Source organism: Ruegeria sp. AL3, from assembly GCF_056536065.1.
On the sequence record NZ_JBQFJG010000001.1, the window covers coordinates 2,043,474 to 2,060,387 of the forward strand.

At 58.6% G+C, this 16,914-nt stretch carries 16 protein-coding genes; 9 read left to right on the forward strand and 7 right to left on the reverse strand.

All coding sequences use genetic code 11. The features are described from left to right. Positions 1–24 precede the first annotated feature (24 nt). Complete coding sequence (locus ACR3E6_RS10395; protein ID WP_171633733.1) at positions 25–2,298, reverse strand: NADP-dependent malic enzyme; 2,274 nt, start codon at positions 2,296–2,298, stop codon at positions 25–27. A 185-nt stretch (positions 2,299–2,483) separates the two neighbouring features. Here ACR3E6_RS10395 and ACR3E6_RS10400 point away from each other — a divergent pair, with 185 nt between their 5' ends. The 7 genes from ACR3E6_RS10400 (at position 2,484) to upp (ending at position 8,871) form a co-directional block, all read left to right on the forward strand. Beyond that, positions 2,484–3,188 (forward strand): hypothetical protein, encoded by a 705-nt coding sequence (locus ACR3E6_RS10400; protein ID WP_480487019.1) that lies wholly within the window; start codon positions 2,484–2,486, stop codon positions 3,186–3,188. Beyond that, positions 3,151–4,254, forward strand: coding sequence for a cupin domain-containing protein (locus ACR3E6_RS10405; RefSeq protein WP_209547102.1), 1,104 nt, complete (start codon positions 3,151–3,153; stop codon positions 4,252–4,254). The genes ACR3E6_RS10400 and ACR3E6_RS10405 overlap by 38 nt, the downstream gene beginning before the upstream one ends. A 68-nt stretch (positions 4,255–4,322) precedes the next feature. Further along, entirely contained in the window at positions 4,323–4,739 is a 417-nt protein-coding gene (locus ACR3E6_RS10410) for a cytidine deaminase (protein WP_480487021.1), read from the forward strand. A 4-nt stretch (positions 4,740–4,743) separates the two neighbouring features. Continuing rightward, complete coding sequence (locus tag ACR3E6_RS10415) at positions 4,744–6,051, forward strand: thymidine phosphorylase (RefSeq protein ID WP_210092785.1); 1,308 nt, start codon at positions 4,744–4,746, stop codon at positions 6,049–6,051. Then, on the forward strand, positions 6,048–7,259 hold the full coding sequence (locus ACR3E6_RS10420; RefSeq protein WP_480487023.1) for a phosphopentomutase: 1,212 nt from the start codon (positions 6,048–6,050) through the stop codon (positions 7,257–7,259). The genes ACR3E6_RS10415 and ACR3E6_RS10420 overlap by 4 nt, the downstream gene beginning before the upstream one ends. Beyond that, positions 7,256–8,242 carry an adenosine deaminase gene (locus ACR3E6_RS10425; protein WP_480487025.1) on the forward strand — a complete coding sequence of 329 codons (987 nt, stop codon included), beginning with the start codon at positions 7,256–7,258 and terminating at the stop codon, positions 8,240–8,242. Before ACR3E6_RS10420 ends, ACR3E6_RS10425 begins: the two co-directional genes overlap by 4 nt. After that, the gene (gene upp, locus ACR3E6_RS10430) at positions 8,239–8,871 is read left to right on the forward strand and encodes a uracil phosphoribosyltransferase (RefSeq protein WP_171633718.1); all 633 of its coding nucleotides are present in this window, start codon (positions 8,239–8,241) and stop codon (positions 8,869–8,871) included. Before ACR3E6_RS10425 ends, upp begins: the two co-directional genes overlap by 4 nt. A gap of 6 nt (positions 8,872–8,877) precedes the next feature. Here upp and ACR3E6_RS10435 read toward each other — a convergent pair whose 3' ends face one another. Beyond that, positions 8,878–9,891 (reverse strand): hypothetical protein, encoded by a 1,014-nt coding sequence (locus ACR3E6_RS10435; RefSeq protein WP_171723611.1) that lies wholly within the window; start codon positions 9,889–9,891, stop codon positions 8,878–8,880. Between the two features lie 147 nt (positions 9,892–10,038). Here ACR3E6_RS10435 and ACR3E6_RS10440 point away from each other — a divergent pair, with 147 nt between their 5' ends. Beyond that, the gene (locus tag ACR3E6_RS10440; RefSeq protein WP_171723610.1) at positions 10,039–10,974 is read left to right on the forward strand and encodes a DMT family transporter; all 936 of its coding nucleotides are present in this window, start codon (positions 10,039–10,041) and stop codon (positions 10,972–10,974) included. Positions 10,975–11,256: 282 nt separating this feature from the next. After that, positions 11,257–12,030 carry a Hint domain-containing protein gene (locus ACR3E6_RS10445; protein ID WP_348539514.1) on the forward strand — a complete coding sequence of 258 codons (774 nt, stop codon included), beginning with the start codon at positions 11,257–11,259 and terminating at the stop codon, positions 12,028–12,030. A 56-nt stretch (positions 12,031–12,086) separates the two neighbouring features. Here the strand turns inward: ACR3E6_RS10445 and ACR3E6_RS10450 are convergent, their stop codons facing one another. Genes ACR3E6_RS10450 through ACR3E6_RS10470 form a run of 5 tightly spaced genes read right to left on the reverse strand, consistent with a single transcriptional unit; the run spans position 12,087 to position 16,903 of the window. Further along, positions 12,087–14,288 carry a 3-hydroxyacyl-CoA dehydrogenase NAD-binding domain-containing protein gene (locus ACR3E6_RS10450; protein WP_480487028.1) on the reverse strand — a complete coding sequence of 734 codons (2,202 nt, stop codon included), beginning with the start codon at positions 14,286–14,288 and terminating at the stop codon, positions 12,087–12,089. After that, positions 14,281–14,769, reverse strand: coding sequence for a cupin domain-containing protein (locus tag ACR3E6_RS10455; protein ID WP_152457419.1), 489 nt, complete (start codon positions 14,767–14,769; stop codon positions 14,281–14,283). Before ACR3E6_RS10455 ends, ACR3E6_RS10450 begins: the two co-directional genes overlap by 8 nt. Continuing rightward, positions 14,769–15,980 carry an acetyl-CoA C-acetyltransferase gene (locus tag ACR3E6_RS10460; protein WP_171633703.1) on the reverse strand — a complete coding sequence of 404 codons (1,212 nt, stop codon included), beginning with the start codon at positions 15,978–15,980 and terminating at the stop codon, positions 14,769–14,771. Before ACR3E6_RS10460 ends, ACR3E6_RS10455 begins: the two co-directional genes overlap by 1 nt. 11 nt (positions 15,981–15,991) lie before the next feature. Beyond that, on the reverse strand, positions 15,992–16,630 hold the full coding sequence (locus ACR3E6_RS10465) for a glutathione S-transferase family protein (RefSeq protein WP_171723608.1): 639 nt from the start codon (positions 16,628–16,630) through the stop codon (positions 15,992–15,994). Positions 16,631–16,690: 60 nt separating this feature from the next. Next, positions 16,691–16,903 (reverse strand): hypothetical protein, encoded by a 213-nt coding sequence (locus ACR3E6_RS10470; RefSeq protein ID WP_152457422.1) that lies wholly within the window; start codon positions 16,901–16,903, stop codon positions 16,691–16,693. Between the last annotated feature and the right edge of the window lie 11 nt (positions 16,904–16,914).

Below are 16,914 nucleotides of genomic sequence, written 5' to 3' on the forward strand. Positions count from 1 at the left end.
GGTTTTGGGCGTCGGGCGGTCGGCTCACCCGTAATGCGCCACCGGGGTCCCCGCGATGGCAGCCATGTTCAGCAATCCGCGTGCGGTAATGGACGGGGTGACGATGTGCGCCTTGTTGCCCATTCCCATCAGAATAGGGCCAACTTCGATACCGTCCGCTTTCATTTTCAGGATATTGCGCACACCGCTGGCCGCATCCGCATGAGCAAAGATCAGCACATTTGCCGCGCCCTGTAGGCGAGAACCCGGAAAAATTCGTGCCCGAAGATCCGCATCAAGGGCCGCATCCAGGTTCATTTCGCCTTCATAGACAAAGTCGCGCGGTTTCTGGTCCAGGATGTCCAATGCTGCGCGCAGGCGTTTTCCCGATCCTTCTGCCTGATTGCCGAATTGTGATTGCGAACAGAATGCGATCTTGGGTTCGATCCCAAATCGGCGAACATGCCGCGCGGCGCCAATGGTGGATTCCGCCAGTTCTTCGGGTGTCGGCAATTGCCGGACATGCGTATCGGCGATGAACAGGGGGCCGTCTTCCAAAATCATCAGCGACAACGCGCCGTGCGGACGCAGGTTTCCATCGTCAAGCACCTGTTCAACATAATTCAGATGCCAGCGATACTCGCCGAACGTGCCGCAGATCAGGCTGTCAGCCTCGCCACGATGCACCATGATCGCGCCGATGGCGGTTGTATTTGTGCGCATGATCGCCTTGGCCAGATCCGGGGTCACACCTCGGCGCTGCATGATCTGATGATACGAGTTCCAGTAATCGTAATAACGCGGATCGTTTTCCGGGTTCACGATCTGGCAGTCTGTGCCCGGGCGAATGGTCAGGCCCAGTTTTTCGCATCGGGATTCGATGACTTCGGGGCGTCCGATCAGGATCGGTGTTTCCGTTGTTTCCTCAAGAATGGCCTGTGCAGCCCGCAGCACCCTTTCATCTTCGCCTTCGGCAAATACGATGCGACGGGATGCGACGGCCGCGGCCTCGAATACGGGGCGCATCAAAAGCGCCGACTTGAAAACAGACTGGTTGAGTTTTTCCTTATAGGCCTCAAGATCCTTGATGGGGCGCTTTGCGACGCCGCTTTCCATGGCTGCCTTGGCAACGGAAGACGAGACGACACCCACCAAACGCGGATCAAAAGGTTTCGGAATCAGGTAATCCGGCCCAAAGGTCAGTTGCTCGCCCTTGTAGGCGGCTGCGGCCTCGGCGCTTGTCGTCGCGCGGGCCATTTCCGCAATGCCGTCAACGCAGGCGATCTGCATTGCGTCATTGATCTCGGTCGCGCCCACATCCAGAGCGCCCCGGAAGATAAACGGAAAGCACAATACGTTGTTGACCTGATTGGGAAAATCGCTGCGCCCCGTGGCGATGATCGCGTCCGGTGCAACCTCACGCGCGGCCTGAGGCAGAATTTCTGGCGTTGGGTTGGCCAGTGCGAAGATGATCGGACGATCGGCCATTTTCTGAACCATTTCAGGCTTCAGGACATTCGGGCCACTCAGGCCCAGAAACAGATCCGCATCGCCGATTACATCATCCAGAGTCCGCAATTCCGTTTTCTGAGCAAACTGCGACTTGTGCGGGTTCATATCCTCGGCGCGCCCCTCGTAGACGAGCCCGTGAATATCGCACAGCCAGATGTTTTCCTGTTTCACGCCCAGTTTCACCAGCATGTTCAGGCAGGCAATCCCAGCAGCCCCGCCGCCGGTTGATACGACTTTGATGTCCGCAAAGGATTTCCCCGCCACATGCAAAGCGTTCTTGGCCGCGGCCCCGACGACAATGGCGGTTCCGTGCTGATCGTCGTGGAAAACGGGAATGTTCATGCGCTCGCGGCACAGCTTTTCGACAATGAAACAATCCGGTGCCTTGATGTCTTCCAGGTTGATGGCCCCGAATGTCGGTTCCAGTGCGCAGACGATATCCGCCAGCTTTTCCGGATCAGGCTGGTCTACTTCGATATCAAAACAGTCAATACCAGCGAATTTTTTGAACAGGACGGCTTTGCCCTCCATCACTGGTTTCGAGGCCAGCGCCCCGATATTGCCCAGACCAAGAACCGCGGTGCCGTTGGATACCACGGCGACAAGGTTGCCGCGCGCCGTGTACTTTTCCGCGTTTGCGGCGTCGGCTTTGATTTCAAGGCTGGCCTCGGCCACGCCGGGCGAATAGGCGCGCGCCAGATCGCGACCGTTGGCCATCGGTTTCGTGGCCTTGATCTCAAGTTTTCCGGGTTTCGGATGGGCGTGATAGTCAAGCGCGGCCTGTCGCAGGCTGGGGGTGTCAGACATTGAAGTTTCAGTTCCCTCTTAGAATTTGATTTAACATTAAACTATTCGTCCAAGCTTGGCTACGTTGCGTAATTTTGCCGACGTGGCGCAGTTGCACACCCGAAATGGGTTGAATTTTGACATATTTTTTTTACATCTAGGCAACTTTGCGAAACGAACAAACACTCAGGCAAGACGAAGCAGTAATGACTTTCAAGGCAAATGATCAGGTCGATGGCCTGTTTTCCGGTTCTGTGTCGGATACCGGAGTTGTGCGGCTAATCCTTTGGTTTGCGGTGCTGTCAGGTGTTGTGCTTCTTGGTGCTGTTGGCATCTGGCCAGAACAGGCACTGGTTTTCAATCAGGAAGGCGGGTTGTTTGAAACAATTTCCGCCGCGTGTTTGTTTGCAGCAGGTGTGGCGGCTTTGTGGCGATATCCAGGTGTCACCCGGCTGTATATCGGGCTGACATTCCTGTTGTTGGCCGAGCGTGAGCTGGAAGCAGGCGTTTATCCTGAAAGCAGTTTGCCGTTCCTGATCCTTGACGGTCTGGATGTGGTGCTGGACGTCACTCTGGTCAGGGTCGTTCTGGCCTGCGTTGTTCTGGGCGGTGTCATCTGGCATGGGATCCCGACGGGATGGTGTGCTGTCAAACAGCGCGCGTCTTTTCTGATCGTGTTCATTGCGGCCGGCTGTCTTGCCGTCATCGCTCAGCTTCTTGAAGAATTCACCGGTCTGCACGGCCAAGCTTTGTCGTCAGTTGTGAAGACGCGCCTTTTTGTGATGGAAGAAACGCTCGAGATGTTCTTTTCGATTGGCATTTTGGCCTCTGTTCTGATCGGATGGTCAAAATCGAATTCTGACGAGACATCTCATGACAAAGACATACGCGCCTTCCCGGACCCAAGCTGAATTCCGGTTGCCTACCCAGGAAATTCGAAACGACATCCCCTTTTATACCAAGGTGTTGGGGATGCAGATGGACATGATCTATCCCGCGGACGATCCGCGCGTCGCAGTGTTTTCGGGGCACGGTCTGCGGCTGCGGATTGAAAAAGACGCGCCCGAAGCTCCGGGAACATTGCGCATCCTGACAGATGACCCGGAAAGCTTTGCAGATGGCCAACGCGTTCTTGTCGCGCCGAATGGGACCCGGATCGAAATCGAAGAGCGTAATCCGCCGCTGGTGATGCCTGAAACAGTTCATTCCTTCGTGGTGCGCAGGCTCAAGGATCAGGCGCCATGGATCATCGGTCGGGCGGGGATGCACTATCGCGATCTGGTGCCGGATCGTCTGGGTGGATCGATCATCGCCAGCCATATCCGCATCCCGGACGGGGGCCCGGTGCCCGATATGGTGCATTTTCACAAAGTCGGGTTCCAGCTGATATTCTGCATTCATGGCTGGGTGGATGTCGTCTACGAGGATCAGGGAGAGAAAATGCGCCTGACCGCAGGGGATTGCTTTATCCAGCCGCCGGAAATTCGTCACCGCGTGCTCGAGGCGTCAGACAATGTTCAGGTCATCGAGATAGGTGTGCCAGCGGAGCATGTCACGGAAATCGACCATGACATGCAGCTTCCTACGCCGCATTTTCGCCCGGACCGTGAATGGCAGGGGCAGCGCTTTGTCTACAACCAGGCCAAGGATGCTGAATGGGTGCCATTCCGTCTTCCAGGTTACATCTGCCGCGATACGACAATTGCCGAGAACACCAAAGGGGTCGCTGGCGTCCAGGTCGTCCGCAAAGGGCAGGGCGATACCGAATGGGCCAGTCACGATACGGACATTCACTTTACCTTCGTGATGGACGGGGCGGTAACACTGGAAGGCGAGGGGCGCGAGCCCTACCGGCTGGAGCAAGGAGATGCCTTTGTCATCCCGCCCGGGATGCGCACGCGCTTGTCCTCGCCCTCGGACAACATCGAGTTGCTGGAAGTAACCTTGCCCGGTACGTTCACGACAACACTGGGCTGACTGAAAAACACTGGCTGGGGGCTTCAATTCCTCGGCCTTTTTACGTAACGATCCAAATTTCTGACCAGATGATCAAAAAACGGGGAATCGCCATGTCGCTCAAAGACGCTGCCTTGTCAGTCCGCGAAAACGCCTATGCGCCTTATTCGAATTTCAAGGTTGGCGCAGCGCTTCGGACTTCGACGGGTCAGATCTTTTCCGGGTGCAACGTTGAAAACGTGGCCTATCCCGAAGGCACTTGTGCCGAGGCCGGCGCAATTGCCGCGATGGTCGCCGCAGGTGAGCAGGAACTGACCGAGGTCTATGTGGTCGCCTCCAGCCCTCAGCCTGTGCCGCCTTGCGGTGGGTGTCGCCAGAAACTGGTCGAGTTTGGCAAGCGCGACGTTGAGGTTACTCTGGCAACCGTGGACGGTGCTGAATTTAAGACAACCATCGGGGATTTGTTGCCGGGCGCATTCGACGCGTCTCATATGGAGGATGTCTGAACGCATGGATGCCCGCTCGATCATAGCAAAACTGCGCAGGCAGGAGGTGCCCGGTCGCGAGGAGCTGACCTGGTTTGCGCAGGGGCTTGCGGATGGAAGCGTCAGCGACGCGCAGGCCGGGGCATTCGCCATGGCTGTCTGCATGGGCGGATTGGGCCCTCGGGGGCGTGCGGATCTGACGATTGCGATGCGCGACAGCGGTGACGTTCTGACGTGGGACGTGGACGGGCCAGTGATCGACAAGCACTCGACCGGAGGGGTCGGGGATAGCGTCAGTCTGGTTCTTGCTCCGGCGCTGGCGGAATGTGGGGCGTATGTCCCAATGATCTCGGGCCGGGGTCTTGGGCATACCGGCGGAACGCTGGACAAGCTAGAGGCGATACCGGGAGTCAGCACTCAGATCGGGCAAGACCGCCTTGCGCAGATTTTACGCGATACCGGCGCGGCCATCGTCGGGGCGACCGGCCAGATCGCGCCGGCAGACAAGCGCCTTTATGCGGTGCGGGATGTGACCGCGACGGTCGAGAGCCTGGATCTGATCACGGCGTCGATCCTGTCCAAGAAACTGGCCGCCAGCCCGGACGCGCTGGTTCTGGATGTCAAAACCGGCAGCGGTGCTTTCATGAAAACGATGGAAGATGCCCGCAAATTGGCCACCGCATTGACCGAGACAGCAAACGCAGCAGGCTGCCGCACGTCGGCGGTGATCACGGATATGAACCAACCATTGGCCCCGGCGTTGGGGAATGCCTTGGAAATCGCGGAAGTGATGAAGGTGCTGACCACGTCGAATGCGTCCCCTTTGGCAGACATTTCCGCCGAGCTGGGGGGGGTCCTGCTGACCGATGCAGGAATGTGCGGAACGGTTGAGGAAGGGCGTGAGAAGATCTTTGAAACCATCCGTGACGGCCGCGCTGCCGAACGGTTCGGGCGTATGATGGCAGCGGTTGGTGGCCCGGTTCAGTTTGTCGATACCTGGGCCCGCTTCCTGCCTGAGGCGAATGTCATCCAAGAGGTTCCGGCCCCGCAGGACGGCTTCATCTCGGCCGTTGACGGAGAAGCTCTGGGTCTTGCCGTGGTTGCGCTGGGCGGTGGCCGTCAGGTCGAAAGTGATGAGATCGACCCCGCCGTCGGAATATCCAGTGTTCTTCGGCTTGGGGATCGCGTGTCAAAAGGCGCGCCGATTGCAGTGATCCATGCTGCTCGGGAAGATGCCGCGCGCCGAGCAGCTGAAACCGTGCTGAGCGCGATTGAGATCAGCGATATGGCTCCGACGTTTCCGGATCTGATCCACGAAAGGATCAGCGTATGAGCCGTGCATTTCTCGTCGTCATGGACTCCGTTGGAATAGGCGGTGCGCCTGATGCCGATCGTTTTTTCAATGGCGACGTCCCGGATAGTGGGGCAAATACGCTGGCCCATATCGCGCAGGCCTGTGCCTTAGGGCGGGCCGAAGACGGGCGCTCGGGCCCTTTGATCCTACCGACCCTCGATGCGCTGGGTTTGGGTGCGGCTGCGCGGCTGGCGTCTGGGGACGCAACCCCCGGATTGAACGCGAAACCCAATGGGCTGTGGGGCTGCGCGCGCGAGCATTCGCCCGGCAAAGACACGCCGTCGGGCCACTGGGAACTGGCAGGTCTGCCGGTGCCGTGGGATTGGCACTATTTCCCCGATACTGTTCCGGCTTTTCCCGCGGGCCTGAGCCGCGCAGCGGCCCAGGCCGCCGGGACCGAAGGCATCCTTGGCGATTGCCATGCCTCGGGCACGGCGATCATCGCCGAACTGGGTGCCGAGCATATGCGAACCGGCTGGCCGATCTGCTACACCTCAGCCGACAGTGTGTTTCAGATCGCAGCCCATGAAGAGAGTTTCGGACTGGACCGTTTGCTGGGTATGTGCCGCGCACTTGCACCGCGCTTGCACAAGATGAAAGTGGGCCGTGTCATTGCGCGCCCCTTTGTCGGCTCGCCAGAGGCGGGATTCGAACGGACTGCCAACCGCAAGGATTTCGCCATTCTGCCTCCCGCACAGGTTCTGACCAATTGGGTGCAGGATGCCGGGCGGAAGGTGCACGCGGTGGGCAAGATCGGCGACATCTTTTCCATGCAGGGTATCGACACGCTGCGCAAAGGGTCGGACGCTGAACTCATGCGGCACCTTTCAGAGCTGGTGGATGACGCCGAACAGGGCAGCCTGACTTTTGCCAACTTTGTTGAATTCGACAGTCTTTACGGCCACCGCCGCGATATCAGCGGCTATGCCCGAGCGTTGGAATGGTTCGATCACGAGATCGGCAAGATTCTGGCCAGGCTGCGCCCCGACGACCTGTTGTTGTTGACCGCCGATCATGGCAATGATCCCAGCTGGACCGGGACAGATCACACACGTGAACAAGTGCCGGTTCTGATTTCCGGGTCGGGCACGGGGCAGATCGGCCAAGTGGACTTTGCCGATATTGCCGCCAGCATCGCCCATCACCTGAACATTCCGGCGCAAGGGCCGGGAAGGAACTTTCTATGAGCGTCGCCGATCTGCCGAAAATAGAACTGCACCTGCATCACGAAGGCGCCGCGCCACCGGCATTCATACGTCAGCTTGCGCATGAAAAACGAGTGGATCTGAGCGGTATCTTCAAGCCGGACGGATCCTATGATTTCCGCGATTTCGCGCATTTCCTGAATGTGTATGAAGCTGCTTGCGAAGTCCTGAAGACGCCCGAAGACTTCCGGCGGCTGACATTGGCCATTCTTGAAGAAAGCGCCAAAAACGGTGTCGTCTATTCTGAGACTTTTCTGAGCCCCGATTTTTGTGGCGGCGGCGACCTGCACGCCTGGCGGGACTATCTGAACGCCATTCAGGACGCGGCGGACGAGGCCGAGCGCAAGTTTGACATCACCCTGCGCGGCGTCATTACCTGTGTGCGCCATTTCGGCCCCGATCAAGCCAAGCGCAGCGCCTATTGCGCGGCAGAGACTGCGGGCGACTGGATCACCGGTTTTGGCATGGGTGGCAATGAATCCGTTGGCACTCAGGGCGATTTCAAATGGGCGTTTGACTGCGCGCGCGAGGCCGGCCTGCGGCTGACGACACATGCCGGTGAGTTTGGAGGCCCTCAAAGCGTGCGCGATGCCGTCCGCGATCTGGGGGTCGAGCGCATCGGGCACGGTGTTCGCGCCATCGAGGATCCGGACCTTGTTCGCGAATTGGTCGACCGGGACATCACTCTTGAGGTCTGTCCGGGATCGAATGTGGTTCTGGGGCTTTTCCCGGATTTTGCGACACATCCAATCGCGGCCCTGCGTGATGCGGGCGTGAAGGTCACCGTCTCAACGGATGACCCGCCATTTTTTCACACGACCATGCGGCGGGAATATGAAATGCTGAACGCAGCTTTCGGCTGGGAGGCCGAAGATTTTGCGGCCCTGAACGAGACCGCCCTGAATGCGGCCTTTTGCGATGACGCCACCCGTGCGCGGGTCAAGAAGAGACTGGAGAAAACATGAGCGAACATCTGACCATCGTCGATCACCCTCTGGTGCAACACAAACTGACGCTCATGCGGGACAAGGGCACTTCGACCGCCGTGTTCCGGCAGTTGCTGCGCGAAATAACGCTGCTGCTGGCCTATGAGGTCACGCGCGACATTCCCCTGACCACGCGTAATATCGAAACGCCGATGGAAGAGATGGACGCTCCCATACTGGCGGGCAAGAAAATGGCGCTGGTGTCGATCCTGCGTGCCGGAAACGGAATGCTGGATGGAGTGCTGGAGCTTGTTCCCTCTGCGCGTGTCGGCTTTGTCGGTCTGTATCGCGACGAAGAAACGCTGAAGCCCGTGCAGTATTACTTCAAGGCACCCGAGAGCCTGAAAGACCGTTTGGTTATCGCGGTGGATCCGATGCTGGCCACCGGCAACAGCTCGGCCGCGGCGATTGACCTGCTGAAAGAGGCGGGGGCGACGGATATCCGGTTTCTGTGCCTGTTGGCCGCGCCGGAAGGTGTGGCGCGTATGAAAGAGGCGCACCCGGATGTGCACATCGTCACTGCCGCATTGGACCGCGAGCTGAACTCGAAAGGCTATATCATGCCGGGTCTGGGTGACGCGGGCGACCGGATGTTCGGAACCAAGTAACCCGGCTTATTCACCGCATATGTTTTGTAGCCGGACCCAATCACGGTCCGGCAACACCTGCTCCAGTGTCCGGCCGGCCATGGGATCGGCCTCGATCAGACCCAGTACTGATTCACCGGTAATGTCCTGAGCATAGGCGTAAGGGGTAGAGGGCAGGGCGCTTTGCGAGAACATCGCCAGCAAGTCATCGTCCGGAAGGGAAGGTCGGGGCTGCGAAAGGACCTGTTCGGTATAGGTGTCGATGATCTCAGGTGTCAGTTCCCCGGTCGTCAACAGCCGAAAGGCCGAGGCCGCTCCGGTTCTGTCCAGCAGATCATCCAGCGGGTCGTTGAGCGCCGCCCGCGCGCGTTCTGCAATAACATAGCCTGCTGCGACAGCAGGGTCTTCGTGGTCTTCAACCAGCGCCCGGTTCAACAGAACGGTGCCACCCGGCAAGCTGAGACTGTCCTGAACGCCGGCGGGCAGAATAATGATTTGCCGTACGCCCGTACGACTGGCCAACCGATCCAGTGACGCCTGCGCATCCACAGACGAGCAGGCCTGTCCCGAGACGCGCTCGATCCGACGCAGTATCGTGTCTCCGATTTCCTGTCGTTTGATTTCGGGCACGACCGAGACAACATGGTTTTGCAACGCACCGGGCAGCCAAAACAACAATACGGCCAGAACCGCGGCCACAACGCCTCCGACGCTCATCCAGCGCAAACGGCCGGGATGGGGGCGCGAACGTTCGATGGCATGTTGCAGCCGATCGATCGCTTCAAGCATCGTGGTTTCGGATTCTCCCAGTTCCAGTGTCTCATCCGGATCACCGTCGGGGCAAAAAACAGCCGGAAAGACACCGGGGTTCTGTCTTTCAAGCGCCGCCAAAGACCAATGCGTCAAAGCCCTGTCATTGAAATCGGAGATGGTCAGGGTCGCCTTGCCAATCGATACCACAACTTCGCGCCGCTGTTCATCGGGCGAAGGGCGCCACAGACCGGTGGCTTCGATCCGCTGGTACTGTTTCAGGGCCGTCATCTGGTTGGGGTCTGCTCGAAATTGTTTTGCCGCAGCTTAGCATGGTGAAAACGCCGTGCGCAAACCTGTTGCGCAGGTATTCCGATTTGTGCTGGATACCCGTCAGGAAAAAGATCGCCGATCTTTGATCGCAACAAGGGCGCGAACATGCAGGCAGATACGACCACCTCTCCGGTGCTGGCTTCAGCCCTTATGGTAGCAGCAATGGCAATTATCGGCGTGATCGACAATGTTGTGATCCTGCTGGCCGAGACGGTCGGGCTGTGGCAGTTCCATTTTATGCGGGCATTGCTGATGCTGCCGCTGATTGTCGGGCTGTCCCTATTGGGGCTGGGCGGGCTGAGGCCGCAACGGTGGAGGGCGGTCATCTTACGCAGTCTTCTGATTACGACGGCCATGTTTTTCTATTTTGCATCGCTGTCGATGATGCCGATTGCGCAAGCTCTGGCAGGGTTGTTCACCTCGCCGATTTTCGTGCTGTTGATTTCGTCCATTGCGCTTGGGCAAAAGATCGGGCCGTGGCGCATTCTGGCTGTGTTGGTCGGTTTTTCGGGCACTCTTCTGGTTTTGCAGCCAAACCCTGTCGAATTTGACATGCGTTCGGTTTTTCCAGTTGCGGCAGGTTTTTTCTATGCCTTGAGTTCGATCATGACGCGGACATATTGCGCGCGTGAAAGCACGGTTGCGATGCTGGCAGCGATGGTCATTACCCTTGGGCTGTCGGGGGCCGTGGGCGCCGCCTTGTTCACGCTTGCACCCGTTGCCACGCTGGACGGGCCGGACGGCTTTGTTACACGGGGTTGGGTCTGGGAAGTGGGGCCCGCGCTGCAATGGATTGTTATTCAGGCGGTCGGGTCGACGATTGCGGTCTTCATGCTCATCAAAGCCTATCAGATAGGCGAGACCTCTTACGTGGCCGTGTTCGAGTACTCGGTGATGATTTTCGGGCCGCTCTTTGCATTCGTCGCACTGGGTCAGACCCTCGATTTGATGCAAGTGTCCGGGATTGTCCTGATCGCGACGGCAGGGGTTTTGCTGGGCTGGCGGGCCAGGCGGTCATCCACCCAGCAAGATTTTGCCTGACACGTACAATAGCGCTCTGCCAACGTTTTTTGCACGCTGCAACCTCAACAAGCAGGTTCATTTCAACGGAACAGGTGCAAATGGATTCGTAAGATCCATTCATGCTGACCGTTTCGGAAATTGCACAAAAGCCTGTTTATGTCTTGCAAGTGTTTACCAAATCGCCCCGGAAATGCGCTGTGACGGCCCAAAATGGGCAAAAATATGTCTGAAATAAGACAGCCCCGACTTTTGATGTTAGCTGTTTGGCATAGTGAGTTTGTGCCAAAGGGGGTTAGGCACGTGTCTGAAGTTACGAGTATTTCTGTTTATCTTGATCAGTCGTCCGACACTGATCCAACCAGTTTGAACCATGCCGTGAACGCGCGCCGTGGTGGTTTTTTGAGCGACACGAAGGTTGCGACAACCAGCGGATGGAAACCGGTTGAGCGCATTGCAGTCGGCGATCTCGTCCGAACTCTGGATCACGGGTTCAAAGAGGTGCGCCGCATCTCGACCAGCGTCGTGGTCATTCCTGCCGAAGAGCGCCGTTCCGAGTATTTGCCGGTTTTCGTGCCGGCACGCGCCGCGTATAACGGGCGCCCCGTTTGGCTGATGCCCGAGCAGGGCATCGCTCTGAACCTGTCGCAGTTTGATGCCAATGTCAGCGGATGTTCCGTCGTATCCGCAAGACTGCTGAATGGCGTGGGTCGGCTTATGTCGCAGGCACCGGGATCGTCGTTCGAGGTCCGTTCCCTGTTTTTCGACGAAGATCAGGTGATCTTTATCGAGGGCGGCCTGCAAGCTTACTGCCCTTCCGGTCTGTTTAACATGCGCGGCAGGGTCAGCGGGGCTGGTTACGATGTCGCCGATGAAGAGACCGGCCCAAAGCTGGTCAACCTGATTGCAAGCAGGGGAGATATGTCAGCCCTTGCCAACCCATTGGGTGCCCTGCCTGCACCCATTCCGCAGGAACCGATATTTCCGATCCGTCCGCCCTCTGGGGTCAGGCGGCCGGGTCGACCGGGGCGTCCAAACGCGCCGGTGCTGTTTCTGCGGCCCGAATGGCAGATCTAACCAAACACTGACAAAAACGATGCAGGCGCGTGATCTCACGCGCCTGCGTCACTGATTCAGGCAGCCTTTGCTTCGGGGTTGAAACGCCCGTAGAAGGTTTGACCCTTTTCTGCCATCTCACGCAGCAGCGGCGGGCAGGCAAAGCGTTCGCCATATTTCTCGGCCAGCTGATCACATCTTTCGGCTGCGTAGGGCGTACCGATTATGTCGAGCCAGCTGAGCGGACCACCGGACCACGGCGCAAAGCCCCAGCCCAGAATGGCGCCCACGTCGCCTTCACGGATGTCTTCCAGAACACCCTCTTCCAGCGCGCGGACAGCTTCCAGAACCTGAGCAAACATCAGACGTTCCTGCACTTCGATCAGGTCAGGCTGGTCATCGGCAAGCGGATACTTGTCTTGCAGGCCCTTCCAGTATTCGACGCGCTTGCCCTTCTCGTCATAGTCGAAGAAACCGGCATTCGCCTTGCGGCCCAGGCGGCCCTGTTCTTCCATCCAGAAGATCAGATCGTCCGAGGGGCTTTCCGGATAGGCATTGCCCATGGCTGCCTTGGTCGCCCGAGCGATCTTGGCCCCCAGATCAATCGAGGTTTCATCGGTCAGTTGGATCGGACCAACCGGAAAGCCCAACTGACGCGCAGCGTTGTCGATCAGCACGGGGCTCACGCCTTCGGTGATCATCCGTGCGCCTTCGTTGATGTACGGAATGATGCAGCGATTGGCGTAGAAGAAGCGCGCATCGTTGACCACGATCGGCGTCTTGCGGATCTGGCGCACGTAGTCTAGCGCCTTGGCAACGGCGCGATCACCGGTTTCCTTGCCCTTTATGATCTCGACCAGCAACATCTTCTCGACCGGTGAGAAGAAGTGGATGCCGATGAATTGGTCGGGACGCACGCTTGCCTTGGCCAGATCGGTGATCGGCAGGGTCGAGGTGTTCGAGGCAAAGATGCAGTCCTCGGGGATGATTGCCTCGACCTTTTTGGTCATCTCGGCCTTTACGCCCATGTCTTCAAACACGGCTTCGACGATCAGGTCACACCCTTTCAGATGGTCCAGATCCGGTGTCGACGTGATGCGGGCCAGCATGGCCTCTTTCTTTTCGGCCGTGACCTTGCCGCGCTTGATACCCTTGTCCAGATAGGTTTCGGTGTAAGCTTTGCCTTTGTCGGCCGCCTCTTGATCGCGGTCGACCAGAACGACTTCCATGCCAGCTTGGGCCGAAACCAGCGCGATACCGGCCCCCATCATCCCAGCGCCCAGAACGCCGATCTTCTTAACACGCTGATCGGGCACACCTTTCGGACGGACCGCGCCTTTTTCAAGCGCTTCCTTGTTGAGGAACAGTGACCGGATCATCGCCGACGAGGACGGGTTCATCAGAACGTTGGTGAACCAGCGGGCTTCAATTTTCAAAGCGGTGTCAAAGTCGACCAGCGCGCCTTCATAGATTGCGCTCAGAAGGGCTTTGGCCGCAGGGAAGGCGCCTTGCGTTTTCCCATGAACCATGGCGCTCGCGCCCACGAAGGTCATGAAACCGGCAGGGTGGTAGGGCGCACCACCGGGCATCTTGTAGCCCTTCGCGTCCCAGGGTTTCACCAGGTCGGCGTCCTTGGCATTCAGAACCCATTCCTTGGCCGCAGCGACCGGATCGTCGGCAACTGCGTCGATCAACTGCGCGCCCTTGGCCTTGGCCGGGTCCATCATCTTGCCTTCAAGCAGTACCGGGGCCGCCGCCATGGCGCCCACCATGCGGCTGTAACGGATGGTGCCGCCGCCGCCGGGGAAGATGCCCAGCAGGATTTCGGGCAGCCCGATTTTGGATTTTGGGTTGCTTGTCATGACGCGGTGATGACATGCCAGTGCGATCTCGGTCCCGATCCCGGCGCAGGTTCCGTTGATCGCGCAGGCGATGGGCTTGCCACCTTTCTTGGTCTTGGGGTCCATGCCCGCCAATTCCAGTTTGCGCAGGATGTGATGCCCGCCCATGACGAAATCAAACAACGCCTGCGCAGGTTCGTCCCCCGCTTCCTGACGGATAGTGGCCAATGTGTTCAGGTCCATTCCGCCGGCAAACGAGCCTTCCTTGCCCGAGGTAATGACAACACCTTTGATCTCGTCGTCGCTCAGGGCCTGATCAATCAGTTGGCTGACTTCTTGAAAAGCCTCGCGGGTCAGCACGTTCATGGATTTTCCCTGGGCGTCCCAGGTCACAAAGGCGACGCCGTCCGCGTCTTTGGTCAGAGTGAAATCAGTCATTGTCATCTCCAATCTGGTCAGCCGTCAGCGGGCTGCCGTCTTTCCGGGTGAAAGAGAATCCGTTTTCATCATCCTTCACCATCATGTCTATGTCGCTGTAATAGCCAGTCTCGGTCGGGGTCCGTGTGCCCACCACCAGAAAGGTCGCGGGCGCATCGGTCTTGTTCACAAGGTGGTGGCCATTGGCCTCACCAGCGGGCCAAGCGGCGCAGTCACCGGGCAGCATCTCATGCTCACCATCGTCATCGATCAGCACGCATTTGCCGCTGAGCATGATGGCAAACTCGTCCTGCTCCATATGGTAGTGGCGCAGCGACGAGAGGCCCTGAGGCTCCAGCCGCACGATGTTGACCCCGTATTGGGTCAACCCGCCCGCATCCCCGACGCGCTGCACGAAACGACCAGCGGTCGCCTCGGCCAGCTTGCCCGGATAGGACGAGCCCCCCTTGAACGGGATCTGAGAGAGATCCAGCTTGGGCATCAGACCCGCTCGATAATCGTTGCCGCACCCATGCCGGACGCAATGCAAAGCGTGGCCAGACCGGTTTCCTTGTCCTGACGCTCCAGTTCATCCAGCAAGGTGCCGATGATGATCGCACCGGTTGCGCCCAGCGGGTGACCCATCGCGATTGACCCGCCGTTGACGTTCACCAACGCCGGGTCGACATCAAACGCCTGTTGGAACCGCAGTACGACCGAGGCGAAGGCTTCGTTCACTTCGAACAGGTCCAGATCGCTGATCTTCATGCCGTTGTCGGCCAGAATTTTCTCGGTCACTGGAACTGGGCCGGTCAGCATGATGGTCGGGTCGGTACCGATTTTGGCGGTGGCCTTGATGCGGGCGCGCGGTTTCAGGCCGTATTTCTCGCCGAATTCCTTGTTGCCGATCAGCACGGCCGCAGCGCCATCCACGATGCCCGAGCTGTTGCCCGCATGGTGGATGTGATTGATCCGCTCAAGATGTGGGTATTTCAGCATCGCCACCTTGTCGAAGCCAGGCATCTGCTCGCCCATCATCTGGAAGGACGGGTTCAGCGCGCCAAGGCTTTGCATGTCGGTGCCTGGGCGCATGTACTCGTCGCGGTCCAGAATGGGCAGGCCGTTCTGGTCTTTCACTGTGATGATCGACTTTTCGAACCGGTTGTCGGCCCAAGCTTCGGCCGCGCGCTTTTGCGATTCAACCGCCAGAGCGTCTGCGTCATCGCGGCTGAACCCGTATTCTGTGGCAATGATGTCGGCCGAGATGCCCTGCGGCACAAAGTAGGTCTCCATCGCCAGAGAGGGGTCAACGGCAATCGCCGCCCCGTCGCTGCCCATGGGAACACGGCCCATCATCTCGACGCCACCGGCGATATAAGCGTCGCCCGCGCCGCCCTTGACCTGGTTTGCGGCCAGGTTCACGGCTTCCATCCCGCTCGCGCAGAAGCGGTTGATCGCCAGGCCGGGGATCGACTGGTCCAGATCCGAGGCCAGAACCGCCGAACGTGCCAGACAGCCGCCTTGCTCCATCACTTGCGTGACGTTGCCCCAGATCACGTCCTCGACGGCGTGGCCTTCCAGGTTGTTGCGTTCCTTCATCGCGTTCAGGGTCAGGGCGGACAGGCGTACCGAGGTTACCTCGTGCAGGCTGCCATCCTTGCGGCCCTTGCCGCGCGGGGTGCGCAGGGCGTCATAAATATAAGCTTCGGTCATGGGTCTTCTCCTCAAGCTCGATCCGACGGGTTGCCGGGCATCAGGTCATAGGGGTGTTTCCAGCCGGGCTGTTCGGACAGGCGAGTCAGCCAGGCGTCGATGTTGGGCCAGTCGGCACGGTCAAAGCCGAATGGTTCGGGGTAATACAGATAGCCGCAGCAGCTGAGATCGGCGTTGGTCACGCCGTCGCCGACGATCCAGTCACGGCCTTCCAGATGCGCGTTCAGCACCTGATAAGCGGCCTTCAGGCGGCCCTGGTTGAAAGCGATCACATCCGGGTTGCGATGCTGTTCGGGCAGAAAGTTGATCAGGAACCGGGTCAGGCCCGCCATCGAGCTAAGCTTGTGATTGTCCCACAGCACCCAGCGCAGGATGTCATAGTTCTCTTCCCGGTTTTTGCCTCCGAACTTGCCTGATTTTTCAGTCACATAGGCCTGAATGGCACCGGATTGGGAGGTTTGGAAATCGTCATCGACCATGAAGGGCGCTTCGCCCATCACGTTGATTTCCGAACGGAACTCGGGGCTTCGGGTGACGCCGTTGAAGAAATCGACAAAGACCGGTTCCCAATCGAGGCCAGACATTTCCAGCGCCAGAGCGGCCTTGTAGGAATTGCCGCTTTCTCCGAAGCAGTGCAGTTTTATGGTCATGCAATCGCCCCTCCCGTGGCGTTTAGTGCATCTTTCATCCTAGCTTGGCGGTTCTGGTGCCTAGCGCTTGCGCGCCTCCAACTCGGAATTGAAAAGACGCAATCGATGGGTAAGGTTGTCTTCATCAATGACGCTGTTGAAATTTTCGAACAGAAAAGACAGCGCTTCGCCTTCATCTAATCCTGCCTCACGGGCAAAAGCCCTGAGCTTTCGATAGCCGTCCTCGGTCATGGCGACCGGGAATCGGCGGGTCAGGCGAAATCGTTTTGGCATTGTATCTCCTC

Coding starts and splice junctions, on each gene's coding strand:
- ACR3E6_RS10405 (WP_209547102.1), top strand. CDS start 3,151: ATGACAAAGACATACGCGCCTTCCCGGACCCAAGCTGAATTCCGGTTG.
- ACR3E6_RS10395 (WP_171633733.1), bottom strand. CDS start 2,298: ATGTCTGACACCCCCAGCCTGCGACAGGCCGCGCTTGACTATCACGCC.
- ACR3E6_RS10435 (WP_171723611.1), bottom strand. CDS start 9,891: ATGACGGCCCTGAAACAGTACCAGCGGATCGAAGCCACCGGTCTGTGG.
- ACR3E6_RS10460 (WP_171633703.1), bottom strand. CDS start 15,980: ATGACCGAAGCTTATATTTATGACGCCCTGCGCACCCCGCGCGGCAAG.
- ACR3E6_RS10400 (WP_480487019.1), top strand. CDS start 2,484: ATGACTTTCAAGGCAAATGATCAGGTCGATGGCCTGTTTTCCGGTTCT.
- ACR3E6_RS10470 (WP_152457422.1), bottom strand. CDS start 16,903: ATGCCAAAACGATTTCGCCTGACCCGCCGATTCCCGGTCGCCATGACC.
- ACR3E6_RS10450 (WP_480487028.1), bottom strand. CDS start 14,288: ATGACTGATTTCACTCTGACCAAAGACGCGGACGGCGTCGCCTTTGTG.
- ACR3E6_RS10465 (WP_171723608.1), bottom strand. CDS start 16,630: ATGACCATAAAACTGCACTGCTTCGGAGAAAGCGGCAATTCCTACAAG.
- ACR3E6_RS10415 (WP_210092785.1), top strand. CDS start 4,744: ATGGATGCCCGCTCGATCATAGCAAAACTGCGCAGGCAGGAGGTGCCC.
- ACR3E6_RS10410 (WP_480487021.1), top strand. CDS start 4,323: ATGATCAAAAAACGGGGAATCGCCATGTCGCTCAAAGACGCTGCCTTG.
- upp (WP_171633718.1), top strand. CDS start 8,239: ATGAGCGAACATCTGACCATCGTCGATCACCCTCTGGTGCAACACAAA.
- ACR3E6_RS10455 (WP_152457419.1), bottom strand. CDS start 14,769: ATGCCCAAGCTGGATCTCTCTCAGATCCCGTTCAAGGGGGGCTCGTCC.
- ACR3E6_RS10420 (WP_480487023.1), top strand. CDS start 6,048: ATGAGCCGTGCATTTCTCGTCGTCATGGACTCCGTTGGAATAGGCGGT.
- ACR3E6_RS10440 (WP_171723610.1), top strand. CDS start 10,039: ATGCAGGCAGATACGACCACCTCTCCGGTGCTGGCTTCAGCCCTTATG.
- ACR3E6_RS10425 (WP_480487025.1), top strand. CDS start 7,256: ATGAGCGTCGCCGATCTGCCGAAAATAGAACTGCACCTGCATCACGAA.